The sequence below is a fragment of the Flavobacterium arsenatis genome, from assembly GCF_031456785.1.
GTDB classification, from domain to species: domain Bacteria; phylum Bacteroidota; class Bacteroidia; order Flavobacteriales; family Flavobacteriaceae; genus Flavobacterium; species Flavobacterium arsenatis.
The window spans coordinates 22,590-47,323 of the sequence record NZ_JAVDVI010000008.1 but is presented as its reverse complement, the minus strand read 5'-3'; the positions used below and the strand labels follow the sequence as shown (position 1 = coordinate 47,323).

Sequence of the window (24,734 nt, the reverse complement as noted above, 5' to 3'; positions counted from 1 at the left end):
ATGGTGTCTAAAAATTAAAGGTCTAAATTACGCAAAAAGTTGCAAAATTTGGAAGTGAAGTGTTGGAATTTTATAGCTGATTTTAAGAAATGTTTAAAAGTATGCGAATGGTTTTCCAGATAGCCCTGATAGCAATGGAAATCCCGAGGGTTTTTTCTTTAAAAACCTTCGGGATTGTAATGGATAGCAGGAAAATGGATTCCGAAGAAGCCCTACAGTTTCGCTCCTAATTCTTCAACGTAAGCTTCCTGTTTCCGTTCCCCAATAATTTTATATTGATAACGGAATGTTGCTGTGGAATCAATGACGGGATTTTTTCGGCCCATTCGATGAAGCACCATTCGCCGGAATAAAGGTATTCGTCGATGCCCATATCGTAGGCTTCGGCTTCATTTTTAAGTCGGTAAACGTCGAAATGATAGACGAGTTTTCCGTTTTCGGCTTCGTATTCGTTTACTAAAGAAAAAGTAGGACTGCTTGTGGCATCTTTCACGCCAAGTGCTTTTGATAATGCTTTTATGAAGGTGGTTTTGCCAACTCCCATATCACCATTAAACAAAATCACCTTTTCTGGATTTTGCTTTAAAACTTCTTGAGCTATTTGATGTATTTGTTCAAGTGAAAATTCTATTTCCATTGTATATCAGAACAATAAATTTTATTTAGGATTAAAAACTAAAAACGGAATAATCATTTCTTCGAGTGAAATTCCTCCGTGTTGATACGTATTTCTATAATAACTTACATAGTGATTGTAGTTGTTTACATAGGCCAAAAAGTTGTCGTTCTTGGCAAAAATATACGAACTGCTCATATTTATAGTTGGCAATCCGATGGATTTTGGGTCTTTTACAGCATAGACATCACGGTCTTCATAGGTCAAACTTCTTCCGGTTTTGTAGCGTAAATTCAAGCTTGTATTCTTGTCTCCGATGACTTTAGAAGGATTTTTTACGTTTATGGTTCCGTGGTCGGTTGTGATGATGAGTTTGAACCCCATTTTTTGTGCCTGCTGGATGATTTCCAAAAGGGGCGAATTCTTGAACCAACTCAATGTCAACGAACGATATGCCTTGTCATCCGAAGCCAATTCTTTCACGACATCCATTTCGGTTTTAGCGTGTGAAAGCATATCAACAAAATTATAAACAACACTTACTAGATCATTATTTTTGAATGATTTGAAGTTTTCAGCCAGTTTTTTTCCGCTTGCTAAATTCGTGATCTTGAAATAATCCTGTTTGATGTTTAAGCCCAAACGTTTCAAATGTGCCGTAAGAAATTCAGCTTCATAAAGATTTTTTCCACCATCATCAACATCGTTTTTCCAATATTGCGGAAATTGTTTTTCCATATCAATCGGCAACAAGCCTGAGAAAATGGCATTTCTTGCATATTGTGTCGCAGTTGGCAAAATCGCATAATATGGAACTTCTTTTTCCAATTTATAATGATTGTTCACTACACTTTCGAAGACTTTCCATTGATCATAACGCAAATTATCGATTACGACAAACAGGACTGGGCGGTCTTTTTTGGTGATTTCCGGAACAACCAATTCGCGGAAAAGGGTATGGGATTGAATCGGTTTATCGGCTTTTGGCAAAAACCAATCTTTGTAATTTCTTTCGATGAATTTTCCGAATTGCGAATTGGCCTCAATCTTTTGCGACTCTAATATCTCCACCATATTCTGGTCGTCGATATCTTCGAGTTCAATTTCCCAATACAATAGTTTTTTGTACAATTCAAACCAATCTTCATAAGAATTTACCATGGAAAGTTCCATTGCAATCTTGCGGAATTCCTTCTGATAATCCAAAGTTGTTTTTTCGGAAACCAATCTCGAATGGTCCAAATTTTTCTTGATACTCAATAAAATCTGGTTTGGATTCACGGGTTTTATCAGATAATCGGCAATTTTAGAACCGATGGCTTCCTCCATAATATATTCTTCTTCACTTTTTGTAATCATGATTACAGGTGTAGAAGATTTTTTTTCCTTGATTTCCTGAAGTGTTTCCAAACCGCTCATTCCCGGCATATTTTCGTCCAAGAAAACAATGTCGAAATTGCCTTCGTCGAACATATCAACAGCATCACGACCGTTGTTGCACGTGGTTACATTGTAGTTTTTTTTCTCCAAGAAAAGTATGTGTGGCTTGAGCAAATCGATTTCATCATCAACCCAAAGTATTTTTATCTGATCCATTTGTAGGTATAATTTTCTGTTACTAAAGTAGTGCAATTTAACATTTATTGGTTGGGTTGGTTCTTAATATTTTTGTAAAAGTTTTTTTTTGCCACGAAGACACAAAGGCTCAAAGATTATTCAATAAAAAAACTCCCACGAAGGGAGTTTCAGTATATTTTAAATCTAAAAAAGATTACTCTTCCATAGTATGATAAACGTTTTGAACGTCATCATCTTCTTCGATTTTTTCTAATAATTTTTCAACATCAGCTACTTGTTCTGGCGTTAATTGCTTGGTTACTTGCGGAATTCTTTCAAAACCAGAAGAAAGAATTTCAATTTTTCTGTTTTCTAATTCTTTTTGGATGGCTCCAAAACTTCCGAAAGGAGCATAGATCAGGATTCCGTCTTCATCAGCAAAAATTTCTTCTGCACCAAAATCGATGAATTCCAATTCCATTTCTTCCACATCAATTCCTTCAGAAGGAATTCTAAAGTTACAAGTATGGTCAAACATAAATTCAACCGAACCTTGAGTTCCCATTGTTCCGTTGCATTTGTTGAAATAGCTTCGGATGTTGGCAACCGTTCTGTTATTGTTATCTGTGGCAGTTTCAATCAAAAGTGCAATTCCGTGAGGTGCATATCCTTCAAACAAAACTTCCTTATAGTTGGCAGTGTCTTTATCGGTAGCTTTTTTGATGGCACGTTCCACATTTTCCTTTGGCATATTGGCAGCCTTTGCGTTTTGCATAACGGCTCTCAAACGGGAATTCGCTTCCGGATTTGGTCCACCTTCCTTAACAGCCATTACTATATCTTTTCCAATTCTGGTAAATGCTTTGGCCATTGCTGACCAACGTTTCATTTTTCTACCTTTTCTAAATTCAAAAGCTCTTCCCATTTCTAAAAATTATTTTAACGATGCAAAAATAGTGTTATTCCTTCTTTATATCAAATGAAAAATTAATCTTTAGGAACGTGTTTTGAAACAAAATTTTCACTTGCCATATTCCAATTGTTTACGGCAGTCGTTTTTTCTGCATTGAATTTGGCGTTCAGCTTGTTATAATTTCCAACTTCCTTGTTTACTTCGGTAACCAATTTATTGAAGGCATCAATTTCGTCCCTGGTCCTGTCTTTTGGATTTTTGTTGTTCAGTGTGGTGTTGCTTTCTTCCATTTTTTCATTAAGCATCATAAAAGCTATGATTTTCGGACTTAATTCAACTGCTTCTCTTTTGTAGAATTCTAAAGCTTTCTTTGTTGCATTTATTAGTAACGGATCATTCTTATAAGCCTGAAACGTTTTTAATTTCTCCAAACCTTCATCAGCAAATTGTTGCAACGCATTTGCATTTTGTTGGATGGCATTCAAATCTTTCTTTTCAGCAGCCTTCAGCAGATTATAATCAGTGATGTTTGCCTTGAAAAAGATCAAATACAAATCCGTTTGATTTTTAAAAACTTCGTTTGAAATTTTCATTTTCTTGCCTAATTCTGTATTGTCTTCTCCAATTTGAATGCCGTATTTATTGGCAAATAGCTTCTGATTAGCATTGAGTTTTTCGACTTCGGCATTGATTTTTTCGTTTACCAATTCTCTAGCCAAGATATAGGCTTCCATAAAATCATAGGATTGCTCTGCAACTTCCTGCATGTCAATGATCTTATCATATTCTTCATTGATTTGATTTTCAGAAATTGTCAGATAGGCCAACATCTGGTCGCGGTATTCTACATCTCCTTTATAACCATCTTTTAATGCTCCAATTTTCTTTTTGGCATTTTGAATACTTTTCACCAATGCTTTTCGGGTATTGTCAATTTTACGGGCACTTTTGCTATGGGCTACAGCCAAAGTATATTTCCAAGTGGTTCGGGAAATGATATCCGATTCTTTTCCGATATAATCCAAATATTCTACAGGTGTCTTAAATTCCTGAGCATTCGTGTTTAGCACAAAAAGCAATAGTAAAACGGATAAGGCTGATTTCATAAAAGTTATTGTTTGAATTTTTTATAATCGTTAATAATATTGATAGCTTCCTCCAAGTACGGATTGGTTTTCACATCCTTCATCTTGAACGTATTGATTTCCTTTTGAAATTCATCAAAGGCAAATTTTTCTTTATCATAAGATGTATTGGAAATCGTCAGGCTGTTTTCCTTTTCGGTAACACTTTTTACTTTTTCCCAAAGCGAATCAATGTCGTGCACTTCCTTGAAAACATCTGCAAAAGTCAGTCTCACAGGATTTCTTGGTTTGTTATAAGTAAGATTAATTTCTTCATTGATGCTTTTCATCTCTTTAAAACGTAAATCATTCTCAATTCTAGTTTTGCTCAAATTAAAGATTTCTGAATTGAAAGTATTCGGAAGCGGATTGTATTTTGCACGAGTGGTAATAGCGTCATAAGGTAATGCCGTTTCAAAACTGTCTTCCCTTTTTATCAAACTGTCAAACAAAACTGGAGTTGAAACATCTGGAACAATTCCTTTTATCTGATGGCTTTCGCCCGAAATCCTGTAGAATTTTTCAATAGTAAGCTTCACAAAATCATTTTCATTGTCTTCCTCCAGAGGCATAATGGTTTGCATCGAAGCCTTTCCCAAAGAGGTAGAGCCAACAATTACTGCACGATTATAATCCTGCAAAGCTGCTGCAAAAAACTCACTGGCAGATGCCGAATAGCCGTTTATCAAAATCACAATCGGACCATCATACACTTCGCCACGATTAAAATCCTTGATGATGTTTTGGTTGTGATTATTATCAACCAAAACCGAAATCGGCCCCACATTGATGAACATTCCAGCCAATTTTATAGCTTCCGCCATAGATCCGCCACCGTTGTTTTGCAAATCTATAACGAGTCCGTCAATTTTGTCTTTCTTTAATTTCACAATTTCCTTAGCTACATCATCTGCACAACCTTTCATTGTTTTGCCATCAAAATCAGCATAAAAATTAGGAATCTTGATGTAGCCAACCTTTGTTTCCTTTTCGGCAATAAAGCTGTAAACTGCATTTGCAGTAGCTTTCATCACTTTTTTCTTGACTAAAACATCAACTGTTGCTCCGTTTTTTTTGCGAAGCGTAAGTTGAATCTGCTTGTTAGTATCCGAAAAAATCAAGTCGCCAATGGTTTCCATTGACGAGCAGGAAACCCAATATTCTTCGCCTTTGGTGTTGGAAACCTTGGTTACGATGTCGCCAATTTCGATTTTTTCGTTTCTCGATGCCGGACCGCCTGGAACAATCTCGGCAATTACAATTTCGTCATTCTCATTCATTGAAACATCAATACCTAAAGATAAATTGCTGGTGGACAATCCCGACAAGAAACTGGACTTCGCATCAAACGAAAAATAATTGGAGTGGGGGTCAAAATAATTGCAGAAAGCATTGAGGAAATCATTTTTCAAAACACCGTCCAAACCGTTTTTGTTGTTAAGAATAGCATTGACCTTGCACAGATTGGTATCAAAAATCTTCTTTTTCACCGTCTTTTCAATTTCAGAAAAATGCTTTTGAAGGGAATCCGAATTTTTGCTCAGTTTCGAAATATCCTCCAGAATATCAAAGCGGAGCCTTTTTTTCCAAACCCTATCGAAATCATTTTCATTCAAATCAAACGGAAATTGTTCTTTCGAGAATTTCACGCTGTCTTTCGAGTTATAATCCAAGGCAACCGTTTCCAGTTTTTCAATCACAGATCGCTTTCTTTCCAACGCCAATTTATAGGTCGAAACAAAATCATTCATAAACGAACAATTATTTTCGGCTATATAATTGTCAATCAAAAGGCGGTGTTTGCGTAATTTTTCATACTCCACCTTCGTGAAAATGTTACGGTTGCTGTCCAATCCGTCAATGAATTTATCAAAAACAAAAACCGACAGACTGTCGTCCACCGGTTTCGGTTGAAAATGATTCTCCTTTACAAGAGCATTTATTTTAGCAAGTGTTTCGCAAGTCTTGTCGTTCGACTGACTCAAAACGGGTAGCGGTAATAGTACTAGATAAAGTAAAAATTGCTTCATATATTGACCTTTAGGATAGCTACCTTAGGGGAAATTATAGCTAGTTTTTGAAACCATTAAGATATAAAAAAAATCACTAACGAGTAGTGATTTTTTTTTAGTGTATTCGAACTTGTTATCAAGCTGAATTATTTTTTATAGAAAGGCATTTTTACGACCTTGGCAGGAACATCATTTTTCCTGATTCTGATGAAAATCTCACTATCAACGGTAGAAAATGGAGTCGTTACATAACCCATTCCGATTCCTTTATTCAAAGATGGAGCCATTGTTCCCGAAGTTACAATTCCAATCACATCGCCATTTTTATCAACAATTTCGTAGTCCTGACGCGGAACTCCTCTGTCCAACAATTCAAAACCAACCAGTTTTCTATGAACACCAATTTCTTTTTGCTTTTTCAAGCTTTCCGAATTCACGAAATCCTTGGTAAATTTTGTAATCCATCCCAAACCAGCTTCCAAAGGCGAAGTAGTGTCGTTGATGTCGTTTCCGTAAAGGCAGAATCCCATCTCCAAACGCAAAGTATCTCGTGCAGCAAGACCAATCGGCTTGATGCCAAAAGCAGCACCCGCTTCAAAAACCTTGTTCCAAACCTGTTCCACTTCATCGTTCTTGCAATAGATTTCAAAACCTCCCGAACCAGTATAGCCCGTTGCCGAAATAATAACGTGTTCGATTCCAGCAAAATCACCCACTTCAAAATGATAATAAGGAATAGCCGATAAATCAACCGAAGTCAATGCTTGCATCGCTTCAACTGCTTTCGGTCCTTGAATTGCCAATAACGAATAGTCTTCAGAAAGGTTTTTCATTTCAACACCCAAATCATTGTGCGATGAAATCCATTCCCAATCTTTCTCGATATTCGAAGCATTCACCACCAAAAGATATTGCTCTTCCTTCATTCTGTAAACAATCAAATCATCCACAATTCCACCATGATTGTTCGGCAGGCAAGAATATTGAGCACGACCAATTGTAAGTGTCGAAGCATCATTCGAAGTCACTTTCTGGATCAAAGCCAACGCGTTAGGTCCAGAAAGAAGAAATTCCCCCATGTGCGAAACATCAAAAACACCCACGGCATTTCGCACCGTCTCATGTTCAGCATTCACGCCTTCGTATAAAATCGGCATATTGTATCCCGCAAACGGTAAAATCTTCGCTCCCAAACTCTCGTGTATGTGCTTTAATGCAGTATCTTTCATCTTAATGTAGTTAAGTTTTTTAAAGTTGCTAATTTATTGCTTTTTTTTAGAGAAAAATATTTTTTTTAAGAAGCATTTCCCGCTATCCGTTACAATCTTTGTTATAAAAACCTTTTTTTCCAAGACCCGTCAGGAGCTTCCTCCGGTCGCTCTGCCAGGTCAGGAAAAAATAGGTTTTTCTCAACAAAGGATTTTCACTACTATCGGGGCTATTTGCCAGGATTGTGGATATAGATTGTGTAAATTAGGCAATCCAAGTAGGAATAATTTTTTCTATGACCCATTCGTTTTTTATTTTTTTTAGATATACTTTGAAACCTTGACCACAATTCCCACCACATAAGTATGATGTACTTAAAACTCCGTGTTCATGATTTTTATCAAAATGAATTCTAGAAAAAGAAAGAAGTCCACCTACAAAAAACTTATATTTATCTATAAAAAAATCATTAGTCTCTTTAAATTTTGAGCGATATTTTAGTTTGTATTTAGAAACACAACTTAAGTCAATCTTATATTTTTGCTTTGAATTTATCGAATCCTTTTCAAACACTACATTTTTGAAATAATCATTCCGAGTATTCCAATCTTCGTCTTCTAATTCATTCACAAAATCCTTTATTACAAACACCACATTAGTATCCTGCTCTATCTTCATTAGATTTTCTTCAAATTCCTTTCTTCTAATGTCCAAATCACTAGAATCTAATCTAATACGATTGTCATTTTTATCAAAAATTATTTTTGCAACTGGTGGAGGATACATCAACCTTCTATCAACTGCTAATGAATCCAGCAAAGCTGGAAGGATTTCGCACATTACGTCCTTTTCAAATTCTAATGGTGTTTCTTTCTTGCAACTTGAAAGACTGTGAAATAGTAGGAAAAGAAAAATGAGTTTGTATAAATTTTTCATCAGAAATGAATTAACAAGTTGAATTATTCAAATATAAATAAATTAAACTTCTGAATCATTTCAAAAAACCTTACATTTAAATAAACAAACCCCAAACAATGAAACCCACAGAAATCACCAAAACCGAAATACTCAAAATATACAAACCCATAGAAAATTCCGCCCACAAAGGAACCCAAGGTCACTCCGTCATCATCGGCGGAAGCTATGGCAAGATGGGTTCGGTTTGTTTAGCATCAAAAGCTTCACTCATGTCTGGTTGCGGATTAGTAACGGGTTATATTCCAAAATGTGGCTACAACATCATGCAGACTTTTCTCCCTGAAGCAATGGTAATTACCGATATAAACGAAAATACTATCTCAAAAATCCGGCTGGGCATCACGCCAGACGCCATCGGAATTGGAGTAGGAATGGGGCAGGACCGCCAAACCAAAAGAGCACTTTATCAATTCTTGAAAAACAGTACTTCGCCTTTGGTTATTGATGCCGATGCTTTGAACATACTTTCACTCAATAGAGAATGGCTGTTGGAATTACCCAAGAAAACAATCTTGACACCACATCTCAAAGAACTCGAAAGAATGATTGGCAAGTGGGAATCCGAAGAAGAAAAATTCGAAAAGACACAAGCTCTTTCGCAAACCCTTGAAGTGATAATCGTAATGAAAGGAGCTCCAACCTATGTTTTTGATGGCGAAAACGTCTATAAAAACACCACAGGAAACCCTTCCTTGGCAACCGCCGGAAGTGGCGATGTTTTGACGGGAATCATCACGGGGTTATTGGCTCAATCCTATAAACCGTTAGAAGCTTCTATATTGGGTGTTTACCTCCACGGTTTAACAGCCGACATTGCTTTACCTGAAACAGGACATCAGGCTTTTATTGCTTCAACCATAATAGAATATCTTGGGAAAGCCTATTTAAGTTTTGAAAGGGAAATCGGACAGGGCTAAAATATTTCATTAAAACCCAATAAATCAGTTGGTTGGTAAAATATTTTTGTGTAAATTTACTTTAGTGATTTATTCTAAACTATTTGTTTTCTTTCAGTCCTGATTCAAAATAAATGGTTTAACCTCGAAGTACTGTCAACGTAAACTGCAGGTATATAAATTAACAAAAACTATAGTAGAGAAGTCTTTTTTGTAAGGGGCTTCTCTTTTTTTATATTTGATTATTAATTCCAATTGCTCAAAAATGAACGAAGAAGATTTAAAAAATATAGCACAACAACTTTCAAAACCTGATGGAGAAGCAGGCATCCAAATGGGAGAAATGATGAATAGCACCAATATCACCATGACATCCGACTCCATTAATCAATTGAATTTGAAAGATAATGATTCAGTCCTAGAAATTGGTCACGGAAATTGTGGACATCTTGGATATCTTCTAAGCAAGGCAAATCATTTGAACTATACAGGTTTGGAAATTTCAGCACTTATGTCTGATGAAGCAAAGAAGATGAACAAGCACTTACTAGATGATAACGTCACTTTTCAACTTTATGAAGGAACAAAACTCCCTTTTGAAGAAAGTAGTTTTGATGCAGTTTTCACCGTAAACACCATCTATTTTTGGAAAGATCCTCAAGAATTTTTAAAAGAAATCCATCGTGTCTTGAATCAAAAAGGAAAGTTGTTGATTACCATGGCCGACAAATCATTTATGGAAAAACTGCCTTTTACCAAATATGTATTTACTCTCTATGAAACATCAGAAATTGAAAAATTAGCTGAAAGTGCTGGTTTTGAAATATCCAAAATAAAAGAAAATACAGATGAAGTGAGGAGTAAAGCAGGGGATTTGGTTACCCGAAAATTCTATACATTCATTCTTGATAAAGTTTAAAACAAAACAGCTTCCGGTTAAAGAAGCTGTTTTTCATTTTTTTATTGTCTGTATTTGAAATTCTTTTCAATCGCGAGAATCATTTCACCGGCAATGTCTTTGTTGGTTGCACCTTCAATTCCTTCCAATCCAGGCGAAGAATTTACTTCCAACAACAACGGTCCTTTTGAAGAACGGATGATATCTACCCCTGCAACTTTCAAGTCCATTGCTTTTGCAGCCTTGATGGCAATGCGTTTTTCCTCGGGAGTAACTTTGATGATTGAGGCAGTTCCGCCCAAATGGATATTCGCTCTGAATTCGCCCGGCAACGCTTCACGTTGAATTGCAGCAACCACTTTTCCGTCAATCACAAAACAGCGAATGTCTTTTCCGTTGGCTTCCTTGATGAATTCCTGTACCAAAATATTTGCATTTAAACTCTTGAAAGCATTGATCACACTTTCTGCGGCTTTTTTGGTCTCTGCCAAAACGACACCTTTTCCTTGTGTTCCTTCCAAAAGTTTTACAATCAAAGGCGGTCCACCAACCATTTTAATCAAATCATTGGTATCCAAAGGCGAGTTTGCAAATCCTGTGGTAGGAATGTCAACTCCATTATTCAATAATAATTGCAACGAATATAATTTATCTCTTGATTGTGTAATTGCAGAAGAAGAATTCAAACAAAAAACCTTCAAAGCCTCGAATTGTCTGGTCAAAGCACAACCATAAAACGTAATGCTTGGACGAATTCTTGGGATGATGGCGTCAAAATTATCAAGGATTTTTCCACCTCTATAATGTATTTCAGGTTTTGTTGCATCGAGTTTCATATAGCATTCCTTGATGTTGAGGAATTGCATATCGTGACCTCGCATTTCGCCAGCTTCCATAATCCTTTTGTTGCTGTAAAGCTCTGGATTACTTGCGAGAAGCCCAATTCTCAATCCTGATTTAGCTTGTTCAGAAGATTTGTAAAGCTCCTTGAGATTATCAGTTGTAGGTTGGCCCAAAAGATATTTTTGAGATGGGTCAACCAAAACGCGACCGTTCATCGCTTCACGACCTAATAACATCCTGAAACCCATCGAGTCACGATTGGTAAGTGTAATTTCCACCGACCAATGCTGACCGCCAATTTCGAGTTCGGCTCCAATAACGTAACGTTGTTCGCGGAAACCACTTGAACTTTTGACAACTCTCTTATCAACCAATTTCGATTCGCAATGAATCACAGTTTTGACATTATTTTGTATCGGATTGATATCGAATTTTACCCAGTTTTCTCCATCCTTGACAAATGGAGCAATATTGATGGCATGTAAAGCTGATGTTTTGGCACCAGAATCTACACGGGCTTTAATCGTTGGAATTCCTAAAGCAGGGAAGGAGCACCATTCTTCACTTCCGACGATAACTTTTTCTTGTAACATATTTTTTGATTGAGGAGATTCTTTTTGAATATATCAAAAGTAGTATTTGTTTTGGAAATAGAATCAACTATCCCAAAAAGATTAGACCCGATAAACATTGAATTTATCGGGTCTTAAAAGTAGTATAACAATTTAATAATATTAATTTGTTGGCTCTTCGGTTTTTTGAACTGTAACCGTCAATTCCTGACCGCCGTCTTCAATGTCCATAAAGATTTCGTCGCCCATTCCAATTTTTGAAGTGATGATTTCCTCTGCCAAGGCATCTTCAACATATTTTTGAATGGCTCTTTTCAATGGTCTTGCACCAAATTGCTTGTCGAAACCTTTTTCGGCGATATAGGCTTTTGCTTTGTCAGAAAGGTTTAGGTTGTAACCCAATTCTTTCACACGAGCATAAAGTTTCTTCAATTCGATTTCGATGATCAAGTCGATGTGTTCTTTCTCCAATGCATTGAAAACAATAACGTCATCAATTCTGTTCAAGAACTCTGGAGCAAAGGCTTTTTTCAAGGCATTTTCGATAATACTTTTAGAATTTTCATCTGTTTGAGAAACTTTTGCAGCAGTACCAAAACCAACACCTTGTCCGAAATCCTTCAATTGACGTGCTCCAATATTAGAAGTCATAATAATGATTGTATTCTTGAAATCGATTTTACGACCCAAACTATCTGTCAGGAATCCATCATCCAAAACCTGCAACATCATATTGAATACATCTGGATGTGCTTTTTCAATCTCATCCAAAAGAACAACAGAATATGGTTTTCTTCTAACTTTTTCAGTCAATTGACCACCTTCTTCGTATCCAACGTATCCTGGAGGTGCTCCAACTAATCTTGAAATGGCGAATTTCTCCATGTATTCACTCATGTCAATTCTGATTAAAGCTTCTTCAGAATCAAACAATTCTTTAGCGATAACTTTTGCCAATTGGGTCTTTCCAACACCTGTTTGTCCTAAGAAAATAAATGAACCAATTGGTCGGTTTGGATCTTTTAATCCAGCACGATTTCTTTGGATGGAACGAGCAATTTTCATTACCGCCTCATTTTGACCAATTACCTTACCTTGAATGAGTTCTGGTAATTTAGCTAATTTATTACTTTCAGTTTGAGCTATACGGTTTACAGGGATTCCAGACATCATTGAAACGACATCAGCAACATTGTCTTCAGTTACCTGAATACGGTTGTTTTTGGAATCTTCTTCCCATTGTTCTTGAGCGATTGCCAAGTCTTTTTCGATGCGTTTTTCATCATCTCTAAGTTTGGCTGCTTCTTCATATTTTTGCTTTTTAACGACTGTATTTTTAAGTTCACGAACTTCTTCCAATTGACGTTCTAAATCCAAGATTTGTTTTGGAACATCAATGTTGGTAATGTGAACTCTCGAACCAGCTTCATCTAAAGCATCAATCGCTTTGTCTGGAAGGAAACGCTCAGACATGTATCTGTCCGTCAACTTCACACAAGCTTCAATTGCTTCTTGTGTGTAGATTACGTTGTGGTGGTCTTCATATTTGTTTTTGATGTTGTTCAAAATTGTAATCGTTTCTTCAACAGAAGTTGGTTCCACAATTACTTTTTGAAAACGTCTCTCTAAAGCACCGTCTTTTTCAATGTATTGACGGTATTCGTCAAGTGTTGTGGCACCAATGCATTGGATTTCACCTCTTGCCAGAGCCGGTTTGAACATGTTTGAAGCATCAAGCGAACCAGTTGCTCCTCCAGCTCCAACTATCGTATGAATCTCATCAATAAAAAGAATGATATCATCGTTCTTTTCAAGTTCGTTCATCACGGCTTTCATACGTTCTTCAAACTGACCACGGTATTTTGTTCCGGCAACTAAGCTTGCCAAATCAAGAGTAACAACACGTTTGTTGAATAAAATGCGAGATACTTTCTTTTGGATGATTCTCAAGGCAAGTCCTTCTGCAATAGCTGATTTACCAACACCTGGTTCTCCAATCAAAAGGGGATTGTTCTTTTTTCTACGGCTCAAAATCTGCGATACACGCTCGATTTCTTTTTCACGTCCTACAACAGGGTCCAATTTTCCTTCTTCGGCCATTTCTGTTAAATCTCTTCCGAAATTATCCAGAACTGGTGTTTTAGATTTCTTGTTGGATTTGCTTGCAGGATTGTTAAAACTGCCTTCTTTTAAACTGTCATCTTGTCCTGAATCATCATTAAATGACTCATTTCTAGGTAAGTTATCTAGGAATTCTTCTTCGCTTGGCGTCATATTTAAATATTGTTCTTTAGCTACATCATAATCGATTTTCATCTTATTTAATAGCTTGGTTGTGGGATCGTTTTCGTTTCTTAAAATGCACAATAAAAGATGTGCGGTACTTATTGAACTGCTTTGAAATACTTTTGCCTCCAAAAAAGTGGTCTTCAGGGCTCTTTCCGCTTGACGGGTTAGGTGAAGATTCTTTTTATCGTTGCTAATTTCAACACTTGGATTGGCAGGGCTTAAAATTTCTACTTTTTTTCTCAGGTGGTCTAAATCGACTGATAAATTGTTTAGTATATTTATAGCTTTACCATTACCATCTCTTAAAATACCCAACATTAGATGCTCAGTACCTATGAAGTCATGACCCAAACGAAGGGCTTCTTCCTTGCTGTAGGTAATCACATCTTTTACTCTTGGTGAAAAATTATCATCCATACTATATTGATATTGGTTCTGTAAATTTAGTAATAATGTATCTCTTTTGCAAAAATCATACCCTGCCATTAGTACTGACAGCTAATTGACAAAAAAATATCCAAAAATAAAAGTTAAATTACAATTAACTTATCAACTAATAAAGGCTGATTTTATGTTAATAAATCGAATAAAATTCTGTTAATTTATATACGAAAAAAGTTTGAGAAAGGTTATATTAGCAGGATTTTTTAAAACAAGTAAATTTAATTATAACTATAGAATATGTCTGACGGAGAAAAGTTAATTCCTATAAACATAGAGGACGAAATGAAATCAGCTTACATCGATTATTCGATGTCAGTTATTGTATCAAGAGCACTTCCAGATGTTAGAGATGGCTTGAAACCAGTACACCGAAGAGTACTTTACGGAATGTACGAATTAGGAGTTCTTTCGAATAGAGCCCATAAAAAATCAGCAAGAATTGTTGGAGAAGTTTTAGGTAAGTACCACCCGCATGGCGATACATCGGTTTATGATGCGATGGTTCGTATGGCACAAGAGTGGAGTTTGCGTTATCTTTTAGTAGATGGGCAAGGTAACTTTGGTTCTGTGGATGGTGATAGTCCTGCAGCAATGCGTTATACCGAAGCGAGAATGAAAAAAATATCAGAAGAAATCATGGCTGATATCGACAAGGAGACTGTCGATTTCCAGTTGAATTTTGATGATACATTATATGAACCAAAAGTAATGCCTACTAAAGTTCCGACTCTATTGATTAATGGAGCTTCTGGAATTGCAGTTGGTATGGCTACCAATATGGCGCCTCACAACTTAACTGAGGTTATCAACGGAACTTTAGCCTATATCGAAAATGAAGATATTGAAATCGATGAGTTGATGAACCATATCAAAGCACCTGACTTTCCGACAGGTGGTGTGATTTATGGTTATGAAGGGGTTCGCGAAGCCTTCAAGACAGGAAGAGGAAGAATCGTGATGAGAGCAAAAGTAGGCTTCGAAGAGGTTGACGGACGTGAATCAATCATTGTTACTGAAATTCCATACCAAGTGAATAAAGCTGATATGATCAAGAAAACAGCTGACTTGGTGAATGATAAAAAAATTGAAGGTATTGCCAATATCCGTGATGAATCGGATCGAAATGGTATGCGAATCGTTTACATCTTGAAGCGTGATGCTGTGCCAAATGTGGTGTTGAATACCTTATATAAGTATACCCAATTACAATCTTCTTTCAGTGTGAACAATATTGCATTGGTAAAAGGAAGACCTCAAATGCTGAATCTAAAAGAATTGATTCATTATTTTGTGGAACACCGTCATGAGGTTGTAATCCGTAGAGCTCAATATGAATTGCGTAAAGCGGAAGAAAGAGCCCACATTCTTGAAGGTTTAATCATTGCTTCTGATAATATTGATGAAGTAATTGCCTTGATTCGTTCGTCTAAAAATACAGATGAAGCTAGAGAGAAATTGATGGAGCGTTTCAAATTATCTGAAATCCAGTCGAAAGCAATCGTTGAGATGCGTTTGCGTCAGTTGACAGGTCTGGAGCAAGATAAATTGAGAGCGGAATACGAAGAAATAATGAAATTAATCGATCATTTGAAAGCTTTACTTGCAAGTAAGGAAATGAGAATGGATTTGATTAAAGAAGAATTGGCAGAAATCCGTGAAAAATATGGAGACGAGCGTCGTTCAATCATTGAATATTCTGGTGGGGATGTAAGTATCGAAGATTTGATTGCTGATGAAAATGTTGTTATTACAATTTCGCATGCAGGTTATATCAAACGTACACCTTTAACCGAATACAAAACACAAAATAGAGGAGGAGTTGGACAAAAAAGTGCAGGAACAAGAGATCAAGATTTCTTGGAACACATGTATGTTGCAACGAACCATCAATATATGATGTTCTTTACCCAGAAAGGAAAATGTTTCTGGATGCGTGTTTATGAAATTCCAGAAGGAAGCAAAACAGCCAAAGGTAGAGCCATTCAAAACTTGGTAAATATTGAAAGTGATGATAAAGTAAAAGCTTTCATCTGTACTCAAGATTTAAAAGACAAAGATTACATCAACAGTCATAACCTTGTGATGGTAACGAAAAAAGGTCAGGTCAAGAAAACATCTTTGGAGAAATATTCTAAACCAAGGGTTAATGGTGTTGCGGCAATCACGATTAAAGAAGGTGATGAATTATTGGCTGCTAAATTGACAAATGGTGAGAGCCAGATTATCTTGGCGGTTAAATCTGGTAAATTGGTTCGTTTTGAAGAAACCAAAACACGTCCTATGGGAAGAACAGCTTCTGGAGTTCGTGGAATTACCTTAAAAGACGATACCGATGAAGTAATTGGTATGGTTACTGTAAATGATATGAGTAGCGAAATCCTAGTAGTTGCTGAAAACGGTTACGGAAAACGTTCTAGCCTTGATGAATACAGAATTACGAATCGTGGAGGTAAAGGTGTCAAAACCCTTAATATTACGGAGAAAACAGGGAAGTTGATTTCCATCAATGATGTTACTGATGCAGATGATTTGATGATCATCAACAAGTCTGGATTAACCATCAGGATGGCAGTTGAAGACCTTAGAGTAATGGGGCGTGCCACACAAGGTGTGAAATTAATCAACATCAAAGGAAACGATTCGATTGCTGCAGTAACTAAAGTGATGAAAGATGATGTAGTAGAACCAGCAGTTGACGAAGATGGAAACATTATCGTAGATGAAACCATTGAAAGAGTAAAACCAGTTTTGGAAGTACTAGAAGACGATGGAGCTTCAGACGACGATGACGATGCTGATGAAGAAATTGAAGACGAAGAATTAGAAGAAGATGACTCTGACGAAGAGGAATCCGAAGAATAATAATTTAAACACAACAATTATGAAAAATAAATTTGTACTACTTGCAACAGCATTGCTTATTTCAGTAAGCTCTTTTGCACAGAAAGATGAATTAAAAAATCTTAAAAAGTTATATACAAAAGATGCACCATCAGCCAAAGATGTAATTGATTACAAGGCAAATGTTGTAAAATTGACGCCATTGGCATCTGAAGAAGGAGATAGAATTTATGCTAATTTCTATAAAGCAATGACTCCAGTAATGGAAATCAAGGCTTTAGGACCAGCTGCCACTCCTGAACAGATGGCAAAATTCATAACTCCAACAGTTGTTTCAGAATTTACTCTTGCAGCAAATGCGATGCTGGATTACGAAAAAAGAACCGGAAAAAAAGTCTATACAGATAATATCAATCAGACTGTAGCTTTTTATAAGCCGACTCTTTTAAATTATGCTGTTACGCTAGGGAATCAAAAGAAGAATTCTGAAGCAGCTTCAGTATTACACAATCTCTATCTTTTAGATAAAAAAGATCAAGAGAAATTATATTATGCAGCAAGTTATGCAGTAAATGCTCAAGATTATGATACTGCTTTGAAATATTATGAAGAGTTAAAAACCTTGAACTTTTCCGGAGAAAAAACATTATATGCTGCTGTTAGTAAGTTAAATGATAAAGTAGAGTACTTTGATAATAAAGCAAATAGAGATGCAGCTATAAAAATTGGTACACATATTACTCCGTCTGAAGAAAAAGAGCCTTCAAAAAGAGGAGAAATCTACAAGAATATTGCTCTAATATTGGTTCAAAAAGGAAAGATTGAAGAGGCTAAAAAAGCAATTGTAGATGCACGTCAAGCCAATCCAGACGATAATTCGTTATTATTGTCAGAAGCTGATTTGTATCTCAAGACAAATGACATGGAGGCTTATAAAACAGCCATCAATCAAGTTTTAGAAAAAGACCCAAACAATGTTGACTTGATTTTTAATTTAGGTGTTATCAGTAATAATAATAAAGATCCTAAAGGTGCTGAAAAATATTATTTGAGAGCTATTGAAATTAATCCTAATTATGCAAATGCATATTATAATTTATCAGCTTTAAAAATTGATGAATCTCAAGTTTTATTGGATCAGATGAATAAGCTTGGAACATCAGCGGCAGATAATAAAAAATATGAAGCATTGAAAAAACAAAGAGACGCAATATTGCTTCTTGTCGTTAGCCATCTTGAAAAAACGGTTAGTTTAGATGATAAAAATACTGCAGCTAAAACAACTCTTGTAAGTGTTTACAATGCTCTTGAAATGACCGACAAAGCAAAAGCTTTAAAAGCAACCATCAAGGAATAAACATAAAATTGTTAGCAAATAAAAACCTGTTCAAATTTAAATGAACAGGTTTTTTTTATATCTTCTTATAAAAATTTCGCTTTCAATTCAGGTGTCGGAATCATGCAAGCGTCTTTTTTTCCATACCATTTGTAGCGATTTTTGGCTACATAATCATAAATAGGATTTCGAAGTGAAGTTGGAATAATCTTAAAAATGATACTCAAACCTAAAAATCCTCCCAGGTGTTTTGCAATTTCAATTGCAGCAGATGATTTATAGAAATAGGCAATTCCAGGTTCGTATAAAATAATGCTGTCAATATTTTTAGTATCAATTCCGATGTGTTTCAAAATTTCTTGACCCAAATCAGATTGTAGGGCAACAAATCTAAAAACATCTTTTTTATCTCTTTTTATGACGTATTGCACAAACGAATTGCACAAATTACAAACACCATCAAACAAAATTATTTTTTTATCCTTCGGTAAATTCATTTTTTTTATTTTTTTGCTTCAACAAATTCCAGAGCATCCAAACCAACTGTTGATGTAAAAACACCATAATTTACAACTGCTTTGTTTCTTTCAATCTTGTCAATCGTTCCTATAGATTTTCCGTCTAACATTCGAACCCTATCTCCAAGTTTCAGGACTGGTTTTGGTTTTTCTGGAACCAACGAAGCCTTGATTTTCTTCTCTTTTTTCTCCTGACGGATTTCCTCCACCTGAACCGTAACTTCCTTGATAATTTCTTTTTTAATTTCCTGCTTGACTTTTATTTCTTTTGGAGTTGCCTTTTTTCGTTTCGAGTTTTCTATTTCAATGATTTTTAGAAATTCTCCAATCAAATCTTTTTTATTTTTATTGTTGAAATATTTCTCGGCAATATCATCAATTTTTTGTCCAATGTAAATAATCTTCTGATTGCTGTCGTATAATTCCTGATAGCTTTCCAACTTCTGCTTGATTTTCAAATTGGTAGCTTCCATTTTTTTGCTTTCTTCTCGTGCTTTAGTTTCCTCTTCTTTTAAATTCAGAGAAGTTTTCTCAAGCTTCGAACGTTCTTTTTGCAAGGTTGCAATCGTCTTGTCGAATCGCACTTTTCCACCTTCAATTTTCTTTTTTGCGCGATTAATCAAACCAAACGGAATCCCATTTTTCTGAGCCACTTCAAATGTAAACGAGCTTCCGGCTTGACCCAAAATCAATTTATACATCGGTTCCAGCGATTTTTCATCAAAAAGCATATTCGCATTTGTAGCGAAAGGCAATTCATTAGCCAGCATTTTCAAATTTGAATAATGTGTCGTAATAATTCCAAAAGCTTCCCGATGGTAAAACTCTTCCAAGAACGTTTCGGCCAAAGCACCACCCAATTCTGGGTCAGAACCTGTTCCGAATTCATCAATCAAAAACATCGTTTTACTATTGCACTTTTTCAAGAAATAGTTCATGTTTTTTAAACGATAACTATAAGTACTCAAATGATTTTCAATCGATTGGTTGTCGCCAATATCTGTCAATATTCTGTCAAACAAAAACGTTTCGCTTCGTTCGTGAACAGGAATCAACATTCCGCTTTGCAGCATCAATTGTAAAAGTCCAACCGTTTTCAGCGAGATGGTTTTTCCACCAGCATTGGGTCCAGAAATCACAATAATCCTGCTTTCCTGATGTAATTCTATAGTTTGAGGATACGTAATTTCTTTTTTCTGCTTGTTCGTCAAATACAAGATAGGATGGAAGGCTTCTCTAAAAAACAACCTCCTGTTTTCTGTAATCGTCGGCAAAATTCCGTTGATTTTATTTGCATATTTAGCCTTTGCCGAAACTACATCAATATCACTCAAGAAATCCTGATACTGAATGATCAAAGGCAAAAAAGGCCGAATATCATTCGAAAGTTGTTTCAAAATCCTTTCAATTTCCTCCTTTTCTTCGTATTCCAAATTACTTAATTCACGCGAATACCTCAAGGTTGCTTCAGGTTCAATATAAGCGATGCTTCCCGTTTTGGAACTGCCCAAAATAGAGCCTTTCACTTTCCTTCTATACATCGCCAAAACCGCCAAAACCCTACGATTTTCAACAAAACTTTCCTTGATGTCATCCAGATAACCTAAACCGCTGTATTGCAATAACGAAAGTCCAAAACTCTGATTGACTTTCCCTCGAACCACCTTCATCTCGCTTCTAATATGTTGTAAAACCGGAGAAGCATTGTCTTTTATTTCGCCATATTTATCTACAACGACTTCAATTTTCTTGATGATGTCTTTCGTCAATTCAAGTTCCGAAGCCCTGTTGTTCAAGGTTGGATAATAGTCGTCAAATTTTTTGAAAAACTGCAAAAGTGTGTTGGAAGTATCCGAAATATTGGCAATTTTTCTGAAACTACCCACTTCCAAAGTGCTGTTTTCAATTGCCAGAAACTTAATTTCGCGTGCAATCGAATCGAAACCGTGATTCGGAATCGCATTATTATTCTGAAACGACGAAACATATTCCGATGTTTGGCTCAAAGCCTGCATCAACGTTTCCTTGTCCTTGAAAGGCGTGATGTTCAATGCTTTTTCCATACCCAAATCGGTGTTGCAAAGCCCCGAAACGGTTTCTAAAACGGTAGGAAATTGTAAATCTTGTAAAGTTTTTTCTGTTATGGATATCATTTTCCGTTATAAGTTGGGAAGCCCCAAAGTTACAAAGATTCATACTATTATTGAATCGGCTTTAGCTTTAATTTAGGAGCGAAACTTTGGGCTTTTTTCAGTCCATATTCCCGCCTTCCTTCCAAATCTTTTGTCCCGAACCCCGGGACAAAAGGATTTTCCCTCCAGTCGGGGCTAAAATGAAATCTTTAGGCTCTTTTTAATCTTTGGTTTTTCAAAATCCATAAGGCTATGCCTCATACTAAGATGTGTCGCCCTTTCAGGGCTGAAACCACTAACCTCAAAATACATAAAATTCATAGGGTTTCACCCTATGCTATTTTGTTTAGCCCTTTCAGGGCTAAACCACTAAAACCTCAAATACATAAAATTCATAGGGTTTCACCCTATGCTATTTAATTTCGCCCTTTCAGGGCTGAAACCCGACAACCTTTTGATTTCATAATTCACAGGGTTTCACCCTATGCTAATTTGTGTCGCCCTTTCAGGGCTATCCCGAACGACCCTTTGAGTTCATAGGGCTTCACCCAATGTTAATATGTTTGGCTCTTTCAGGGCATTTCAGTTGAAAGAATGTAGGTCTTGCTGGAAAAAAGAATTACCACATTTTAGAAAACTTCACGAACTTTGCAACCTAAAAATAATCCTAATGCAAATCAACCTTGAACCTTCTTGGAAAAATATACTATCAGACGAATTTGAGAAACCGTATTTTAAAAACCTCATAGATTTTGTAAAATCTGAATATTCAGAACACACTTGTTATCCAAAGGGAAGCCAAATATTTTCAGCCTTTGATAGTTGCTCTTTTGATCAAGTGAAAGTGGTTATTATTGGTCAGGATCCCTATCACGGAGTGGGTCAGGCAAATGGTTTGTGCTTTTCTGTGAACGATGGAATTGCTTTTCCGCCATCATTGGTCAACATCTTCAAGGAAATTCAAACCGATTTGCAGAAACCTTTTCCTGCAACTGGAAATTTAGAACGTTGGGCAAAGCAAGGCGTTTTGTTGTTGAATGCAACCTTAACTGTTAGAGCACACGAAGCAGGAAGCCACCAAAATAAAGGCTGGGAAACGTTTACAGATGCGGTAATCCAGAAAGTTTCAGACAATAATGAAAATGTTGTTTTCCTACTTTGGGGTGGATTTGCCAAGAAAAAAGGTTTAAAAATAAACAGGGAAAAACATTTGGTTTTAGAGACGGGACATCCTTCGCCTTTGAGTGCCAATCGCGGTTTTTGGTTTGGAAACAAACATTTTAGTAAGGCAAATACTTACTTGAAATCGAAAGGTAGAAATGAAATCGAGTGGTAGATTTTGAGACCTGACAGGTTTTTTATAAAATATCAGAATTGTCAGTTTGACGATGTTTTTTGATGTCAAAGCCCTGAAAGGGCGAAGTATTCTAGCCTAAGGTGAAACCTTAATGCATTTTGAGGTTTTGTTGATTTTAGCCCTGAAAGGGCGAAATTAATTAGCATAGGGTGAAACCCTATGAATTTTATGTATTTTGAGGTTTTAGTGGTTTAGCCCTGAAAGGGCGAAGCATTATAGACAAAGTTGAGTCCAAAAGATTATCCCAAAGTTTCGGAAGAAGCCTATAAATTTTTATTATAGCCCTGACTGGAGGGAAAATCCTTTTTGTCTCGTTTCTTTAACGAGACAAAAAGATTTGGAAGGAAGGCAGGAACATGGATTAAGAAAATGCCGAAAGTTTCGCTCCTAAAAATCAATTCAAAGTCAAAGCCCCTAGGATTTCTTCGGACATGAATGGTCCTCCTGGATATCGTGCGGTATAATCTAGATTGAGCCAGATTTGGCCACGTTCGTCGATGTGATAGTGGATTTCCTTGCCTTTACTTTCCTGCTTGAAAAGTACTTCCTTGATGAGATAATTGATGGTCTCCAAATCTTTTTTGCTACCAATTAGCATCTCGGGATAGATGTGTCCACCGGTGTGAATGAGTCGGGGAGTCCCTCCAACAGCACGAACACAAGCGGCCATGAGGATGGCATGGTCGTCACAATCGCCCGAAAAATGTTCTATGGATTCGCTTGCAGAGGCAATGTATTCTTTTCCTTTTGGGTCGTTTACATAATTCCATCGGTCCTTGATTTCCTTGAAAACGGCAAAGCTTTGGATGGTAACTCGGTATTGTTGGTAGCCTTTTATGTTGCGGAAATTCTTGGTTGTGGCCATTAGGGCAAAATTTCGAACCTTCGGATTGCTGTAATCTATGGCATTGAGGATTTTAGATTTGTTGGGAAACGGAAGTAGTTTTGCTAGGATGATGTCTTGCGGATTTGGGTCGTCGAGCATGGTGTACATCATAGAACGATAGTCTTCAAAAACGGCATTGAAACCGTAGTTTCCAAAAGTGCTTCCGTAGATTAAGGCTATCAAATAGAGAGCGATGCAAACAATGATGATGGTTCTTAAAGCTCTTAGGATAAGTTGTATAACGACAATTAAGGCGATGAAAAGCAGAATTCTGTCGATTTGGAAAGGCCATTCTGGGTCGATGATGTTTTGGTGAATAATGATAAAAACGGGAATGGCAATCAGGACATTCAACAGGAAAATTATCACATTGTCCCACGGTTTTTTGACCTGGAGTTTGCTTTTTATTTGTTGAAGACTAATGTTTTTGAAGTTTATCATATACCAAAATGGCAACCGCTTTCTAGCCGTGAACTATTTCAGCAAAAGTACCTTTTTTATCGATAATAGCGAGTTCGAGAAGTTGATTTTGGACTTTGTTTAACATTTGCTCTGATAATTGTTTTTGAGACCATTGGGTTAGTGAAAGCCATTCTAGAATGTCTTCCTGCTTTTGATGGTAACGTTCTGAAAGTGTTTTGTCTATACTGGGAATTCCCTTGAATTCTGATGTGGTTGTATTGATGATTTCAAGAATTTTTCCGATGGTTTCCGGATGGTTTTCTAAAACTTCATTTCTAACAGCAATTACGAAACATGGCCAAGGTGTTGGACAGTCGTCGATTCTTCGGAAAACCCCTTTGTCGACTAACGGTTTTGTCATGAAACGTTCCCACATGAAATAATCGGCTTTTCCATTTGATAAAGCTTCAACGGCTCCATCGATGGTGTTGACGATTTCGAATTGCAGATTATCTGTTTTCCAATTCTGATTATGAGCGTTTACGTAAGCCATTAATTGTGAACCAGAACCAATTCTGCTGATGGCAACTTTTTTATCTTTTAAATCGGAAAGCGTTTGATAGTTTGATTTTGCATCTACATGAATTCCCCAAATCAAAGGCGATTGCACATAAACTTGAACAATCTTGCTTGGATTTCCTGCTACAATATCTTTGATGATTCCTTCGGTTAAAATTACGGCGATGTCGGTTTCTTTGTTGCGAAGCATCTGGCATAATTTTCCGGTTCCTTCGGGAACGTCTGTCCATTGCAGGTCGATTCCTTCGGCTTCAAATTCATTATTTTCGATGCAAAGATGCCAAGGTAAGTTGAAATGTTCTGGAACTCCGGCTATTTTGAGGTGCTTCATT

At 36.4% G+C, this 24,734-nt stretch carries 19 protein-coding genes; 6 read left to right on the top strand and 13 right to left on the bottom strand.

Annotated features, from left to right (window positions below; translation table 11 throughout):
• Positions 1-107: 107 nt before the first annotated feature.
• Positions 108-230 carry a hypothetical protein gene (locus tag J2X31_RS10235; protein WP_310026519.1) on the top strand — a complete coding sequence of 41 codons (123 nt, stop codon included), beginning with the start codon at positions 108-110 and terminating at the stop codon, positions 228-230.
• On the opposite strand, the gene tsaE is transcribed toward J2X31_RS10235, so the two are convergent.
• The 7 genes from tsaE to J2X31_RS10200 form a co-directional block, all read right to left on the bottom strand.
• The gene (tsaE, locus tag J2X31_RS10230) at positions 227-637 is read right to left on the bottom strand and encodes a tRNA (adenosine(37)-N6)-threonylcarbamoyltransferase complex ATPase subunit type 1 TsaE (protein WP_310026518.1); all 411 of its coding nucleotides are present in this window, start codon (positions 635-637) and stop codon (positions 227-229) included. The genes J2X31_RS10235 and tsaE overlap by 4 nt on opposite strands.
• A 21-nt stretch (positions 638-658) precedes the next feature.
• A complete protein-coding gene (gene porX / locus J2X31_RS10225; protein WP_310026517.1) occupies positions 659-2,212 on the bottom strand; it encodes a T9SS response regulator signal transducer PorX in 1,554 nt (517 codons plus the stop codon).
• A 175-nt stretch (positions 2,213-2,387) separates the two neighbouring features.
• A complete protein-coding gene (locus J2X31_RS10220) occupies positions 2,388-3,098 on the bottom strand; it encodes a YebC/PmpR family DNA-binding transcriptional regulator (protein ID WP_310026516.1) in 711 nt (236 codons plus the stop codon).
• 62 nt (positions 3,099-3,160) lie between these two features.
• A complete protein-coding gene (locus tag J2X31_RS10215; RefSeq protein ID WP_310026515.1) occupies positions 3,161-4,192 on the bottom strand; it encodes an LIC11966 family surface protein in 1,032 nt (343 codons plus the stop codon).
• A gap of 5 nt (positions 4,193-4,197) precedes the next feature.
• Positions 4,198-6,240, bottom strand: a complete 2,043-nt coding sequence (locus J2X31_RS10210; protein WP_310026514.1) for a carboxy terminal-processing peptidase — start codon at positions 6,238-6,240, stop codon at positions 4,198-4,200.
• Positions 6,241-6,368: 128 nt separating this feature from the next.
• Positions 6,369-7,451 carry a glycine cleavage system aminomethyltransferase GcvT gene (gcvT, locus tag J2X31_RS10205; protein WP_310026513.1) on the bottom strand — a complete coding sequence of 361 codons (1,083 nt, stop codon included), beginning with the start codon at positions 7,449-7,451 and terminating at the stop codon, positions 6,369-6,371.
• 244 nt (positions 7,452-7,695) lie between these two features.
• Entirely contained in the window at positions 7,696-8,367 is a 672-nt protein-coding gene (locus J2X31_RS10200; protein ID WP_310026512.1) for a hypothetical protein, read from the bottom strand.
• A 98-nt stretch (positions 8,368-8,465) separates the two neighbouring features.
• Between J2X31_RS10200 and J2X31_RS10195 the strand changes: the two genes are divergently transcribed.
• Both J2X31_RS10195 and J2X31_RS10190 read left to right on the top strand, forming a co-directional pair.
• Positions 8,466-9,326 (top strand): NAD(P)H-hydrate dehydratase, encoded by an 861-nt coding sequence (locus tag J2X31_RS10195; protein ID WP_310026511.1) that lies wholly within the window; start codon positions 8,466-8,468, stop codon positions 9,324-9,326.
• 244 nt (positions 9,327-9,570) lie between these two features.
• Complete coding sequence (locus tag J2X31_RS10190; RefSeq protein ID WP_310026510.1) at positions 9,571-10,224, top strand: class I SAM-dependent methyltransferase; 654 nt, start codon at positions 9,571-9,573, stop codon at positions 10,222-10,224.
• Between the two features lie 41 nt (positions 10,225-10,265).
• Here J2X31_RS10190 and rimK read toward each other — a convergent pair whose 3' ends face one another.
• Together rimK and J2X31_RS10180 are read right to left on the bottom strand one after the other, a co-directional pair.
• Positions 10,266-11,639 carry a 30S ribosomal protein S6--L-glutamate ligase gene (gene rimK / locus J2X31_RS10185; protein ID WP_310026509.1) on the bottom strand — a complete coding sequence of 458 codons (1,374 nt, stop codon included), beginning with the start codon at positions 11,637-11,639 and terminating at the stop codon, positions 10,266-10,268.
• A gap of 141 nt (positions 11,640-11,780) precedes the next feature.
• Positions 11,781-14,324: an ATP-dependent Clp protease ATP-binding subunit gene (locus tag J2X31_RS10180; RefSeq protein ID WP_310026508.1), complete on the bottom strand. Its 2,544-nt coding sequence runs from the start codon at positions 14,322-14,324 to the stop codon at positions 11,781-11,783.
• Positions 14,325-14,588: 264 nt separating this feature from the next.
• Between J2X31_RS10180 and gyrA the strand changes: the two genes are divergently transcribed.
• The gene (gene gyrA, locus J2X31_RS10175; RefSeq protein ID WP_310026507.1) at positions 14,589-17,213 is read left to right on the top strand and encodes a DNA gyrase subunit A; all 2,625 of its coding nucleotides are present in this window, start codon (positions 14,589-14,591) and stop codon (positions 17,211-17,213) included.
• A gap of 19 nt (positions 17,214-17,232) precedes the next feature.
• Positions 17,233-18,549 (top strand): tetratricopeptide repeat protein, encoded by a 1,317-nt coding sequence (locus tag J2X31_RS10170; protein WP_310026505.1) that lies wholly within the window; start codon positions 17,233-17,235, stop codon positions 18,547-18,549.
• A gap of 65 nt (positions 18,550-18,614) precedes the next feature.
• On the opposite strand, the gene J2X31_RS10165 is transcribed toward J2X31_RS10170, so the two are convergent.
• Together J2X31_RS10165 and J2X31_RS10160 are read right to left on the bottom strand one after the other, a co-directional pair.
• Complete coding sequence (locus tag J2X31_RS10165) at positions 18,615-19,025, bottom strand: thiol-disulfide oxidoreductase DCC family protein (RefSeq protein WP_310026504.1); 411 nt, start codon at positions 19,023-19,025, stop codon at positions 18,615-18,617.
• Positions 19,026-19,030: 5 nt separating this feature from the next.
• On the bottom strand, positions 19,031-21,199 hold the full coding sequence (locus tag J2X31_RS10160; RefSeq protein ID WP_310026501.1) for an endonuclease MutS2: 2,169 nt from the start codon (positions 21,197-21,199) through the stop codon (positions 19,031-19,033).
• Between the two features lie 649 nt (positions 21,200-21,848).
• Here J2X31_RS10160 and J2X31_RS10155 point away from each other — a divergent pair.
• Positions 21,849-22,514, top strand: a complete 666-nt coding sequence (locus tag J2X31_RS10155) for a uracil-DNA glycosylase (RefSeq protein ID WP_310026500.1) — start codon at positions 21,849-21,851, stop codon at positions 22,512-22,514.
• Between the two features lie 415 nt (positions 22,515-22,929).
• On the opposite strand, the gene J2X31_RS10150 is transcribed toward J2X31_RS10155, so the two are convergent.
• Positions 22,930-23,862 (bottom strand): transglutaminase-like domain-containing protein, encoded by a 933-nt coding sequence (locus tag J2X31_RS10150; protein ID WP_310026499.1) that lies wholly within the window; start codon positions 23,860-23,862, stop codon positions 22,930-22,932.
• Positions 23,863-23,884: 22 nt separating this feature from the next.
• Positions 23,885-24,733 carry a substrate-binding domain-containing protein gene (locus tag J2X31_RS10145; RefSeq protein ID WP_310026498.1) on the bottom strand — a complete coding sequence of 283 codons (849 nt, stop codon included), beginning with the start codon at positions 24,731-24,733 and terminating at the stop codon, positions 23,885-23,887.
• Position 24,734: the final 1 nt, after the last annotated feature.

Bases quoted from the DNA above. Each gene is read 5' to 3' on its own strand.
- gcvT (WP_310026513.1), bottom strand. From the start codon at position 7,451: ATGAAAGATACTGCATTAAAGCACATACACGAGAGTTTGGGAGCGAAG.
- J2X31_RS10195 (WP_310026511.1), top strand. From the start codon at position 8,466: ATGAAACCCACAGAAATCACCAAAACCGAAATACTCAAAATATACAAA.
- J2X31_RS10190 (WP_310026510.1), top strand. From the start codon at position 9,571: ATGAACGAAGAAGATTTAAAAAATATAGCACAACAACTTTCAAAACCT.
- J2X31_RS10155 (WP_310026500.1), top strand. From the start codon at position 21,849: ATGCAAATCAACCTTGAACCTTCTTGGAAAAATATACTATCAGACGAA.
- porX (WP_310026517.1), bottom strand. From the start codon at position 2,212: ATGGATCAGATAAAAATACTTTGGGTTGATGATGAAATCGATTTGCTC.
- J2X31_RS10235 (WP_310026519.1), top strand. From the start codon at position 108: ATGGTTTTCCAGATAGCCCTGATAGCAATGGAAATCCCGAGGGTTTTT.
- J2X31_RS10180 (WP_310026508.1), bottom strand. From the start codon at position 14,324: ATGGATGATAATTTTTCACCAAGAGTAAAAGATGTGATTACCTACAGC.
- J2X31_RS10150 (WP_310026499.1), bottom strand. From the start codon at position 23,862: ATGATAAACTTCAAAAACATTAGTCTTCAACAAATAAAAAGCAAACTC.
- J2X31_RS10145 (WP_310026498.1), bottom strand. From the start codon at position 24,733: ATGAAGCACCTCAAAATAGCCGGAGTTCCAGAACATTTCAACTTACCT.
- gyrA (WP_310026507.1), top strand. From the start codon at position 14,589: ATGTCTGACGGAGAAAAGTTAATTCCTATAAACATAGAGGACGAAATG.
- J2X31_RS10215 (WP_310026515.1), bottom strand. From the start codon at position 4,192: ATGAAATCAGCCTTATCCGTTTTACTATTGCTTTTTGTGCTAAACACG.
- J2X31_RS10220 (WP_310026516.1), bottom strand. From the start codon at position 3,098: ATGGGAAGAGCTTTTGAATTTAGAAAAGGTAGAAAAATGAAACGTTGG.
- tsaE (WP_310026518.1), bottom strand. From the start codon at position 637: ATGGAAATAGAATTTTCACTTGAACAAATACATCAAATAGCTCAAGAA.
- J2X31_RS10170 (WP_310026505.1), top strand. From the start codon at position 17,233: ATGAAAAATAAATTTGTACTACTTGCAACAGCATTGCTTATTTCAGTA.
- J2X31_RS10210 (WP_310026514.1), bottom strand. From the start codon at position 6,240: ATGAAGCAATTTTTACTTTATCTAGTACTATTACCGCTACCCGTTTTG.
- J2X31_RS10165 (WP_310026504.1), bottom strand. From the start codon at position 19,025: ATGAATTTACCGAAGGATAAAAAAATAATTTTGTTTGATGGTGTTTGT.
- rimK (WP_310026509.1), bottom strand. From the start codon at position 11,639: ATGTTACAAGAAAAAGTTATCGTCGGAAGTGAAGAATGGTGCTCCTTC.
- J2X31_RS10200 (WP_310026512.1), bottom strand. From the start codon at position 8,367: ATGAAAAATTTATACAAACTCATTTTTCTTTTCCTACTATTTCACAGT.
- J2X31_RS10160 (WP_310026501.1), bottom strand. From the start codon at position 21,199: ATGATATCCATAACAGAAAAAACTTTACAAGATTTACAATTTCCTACC.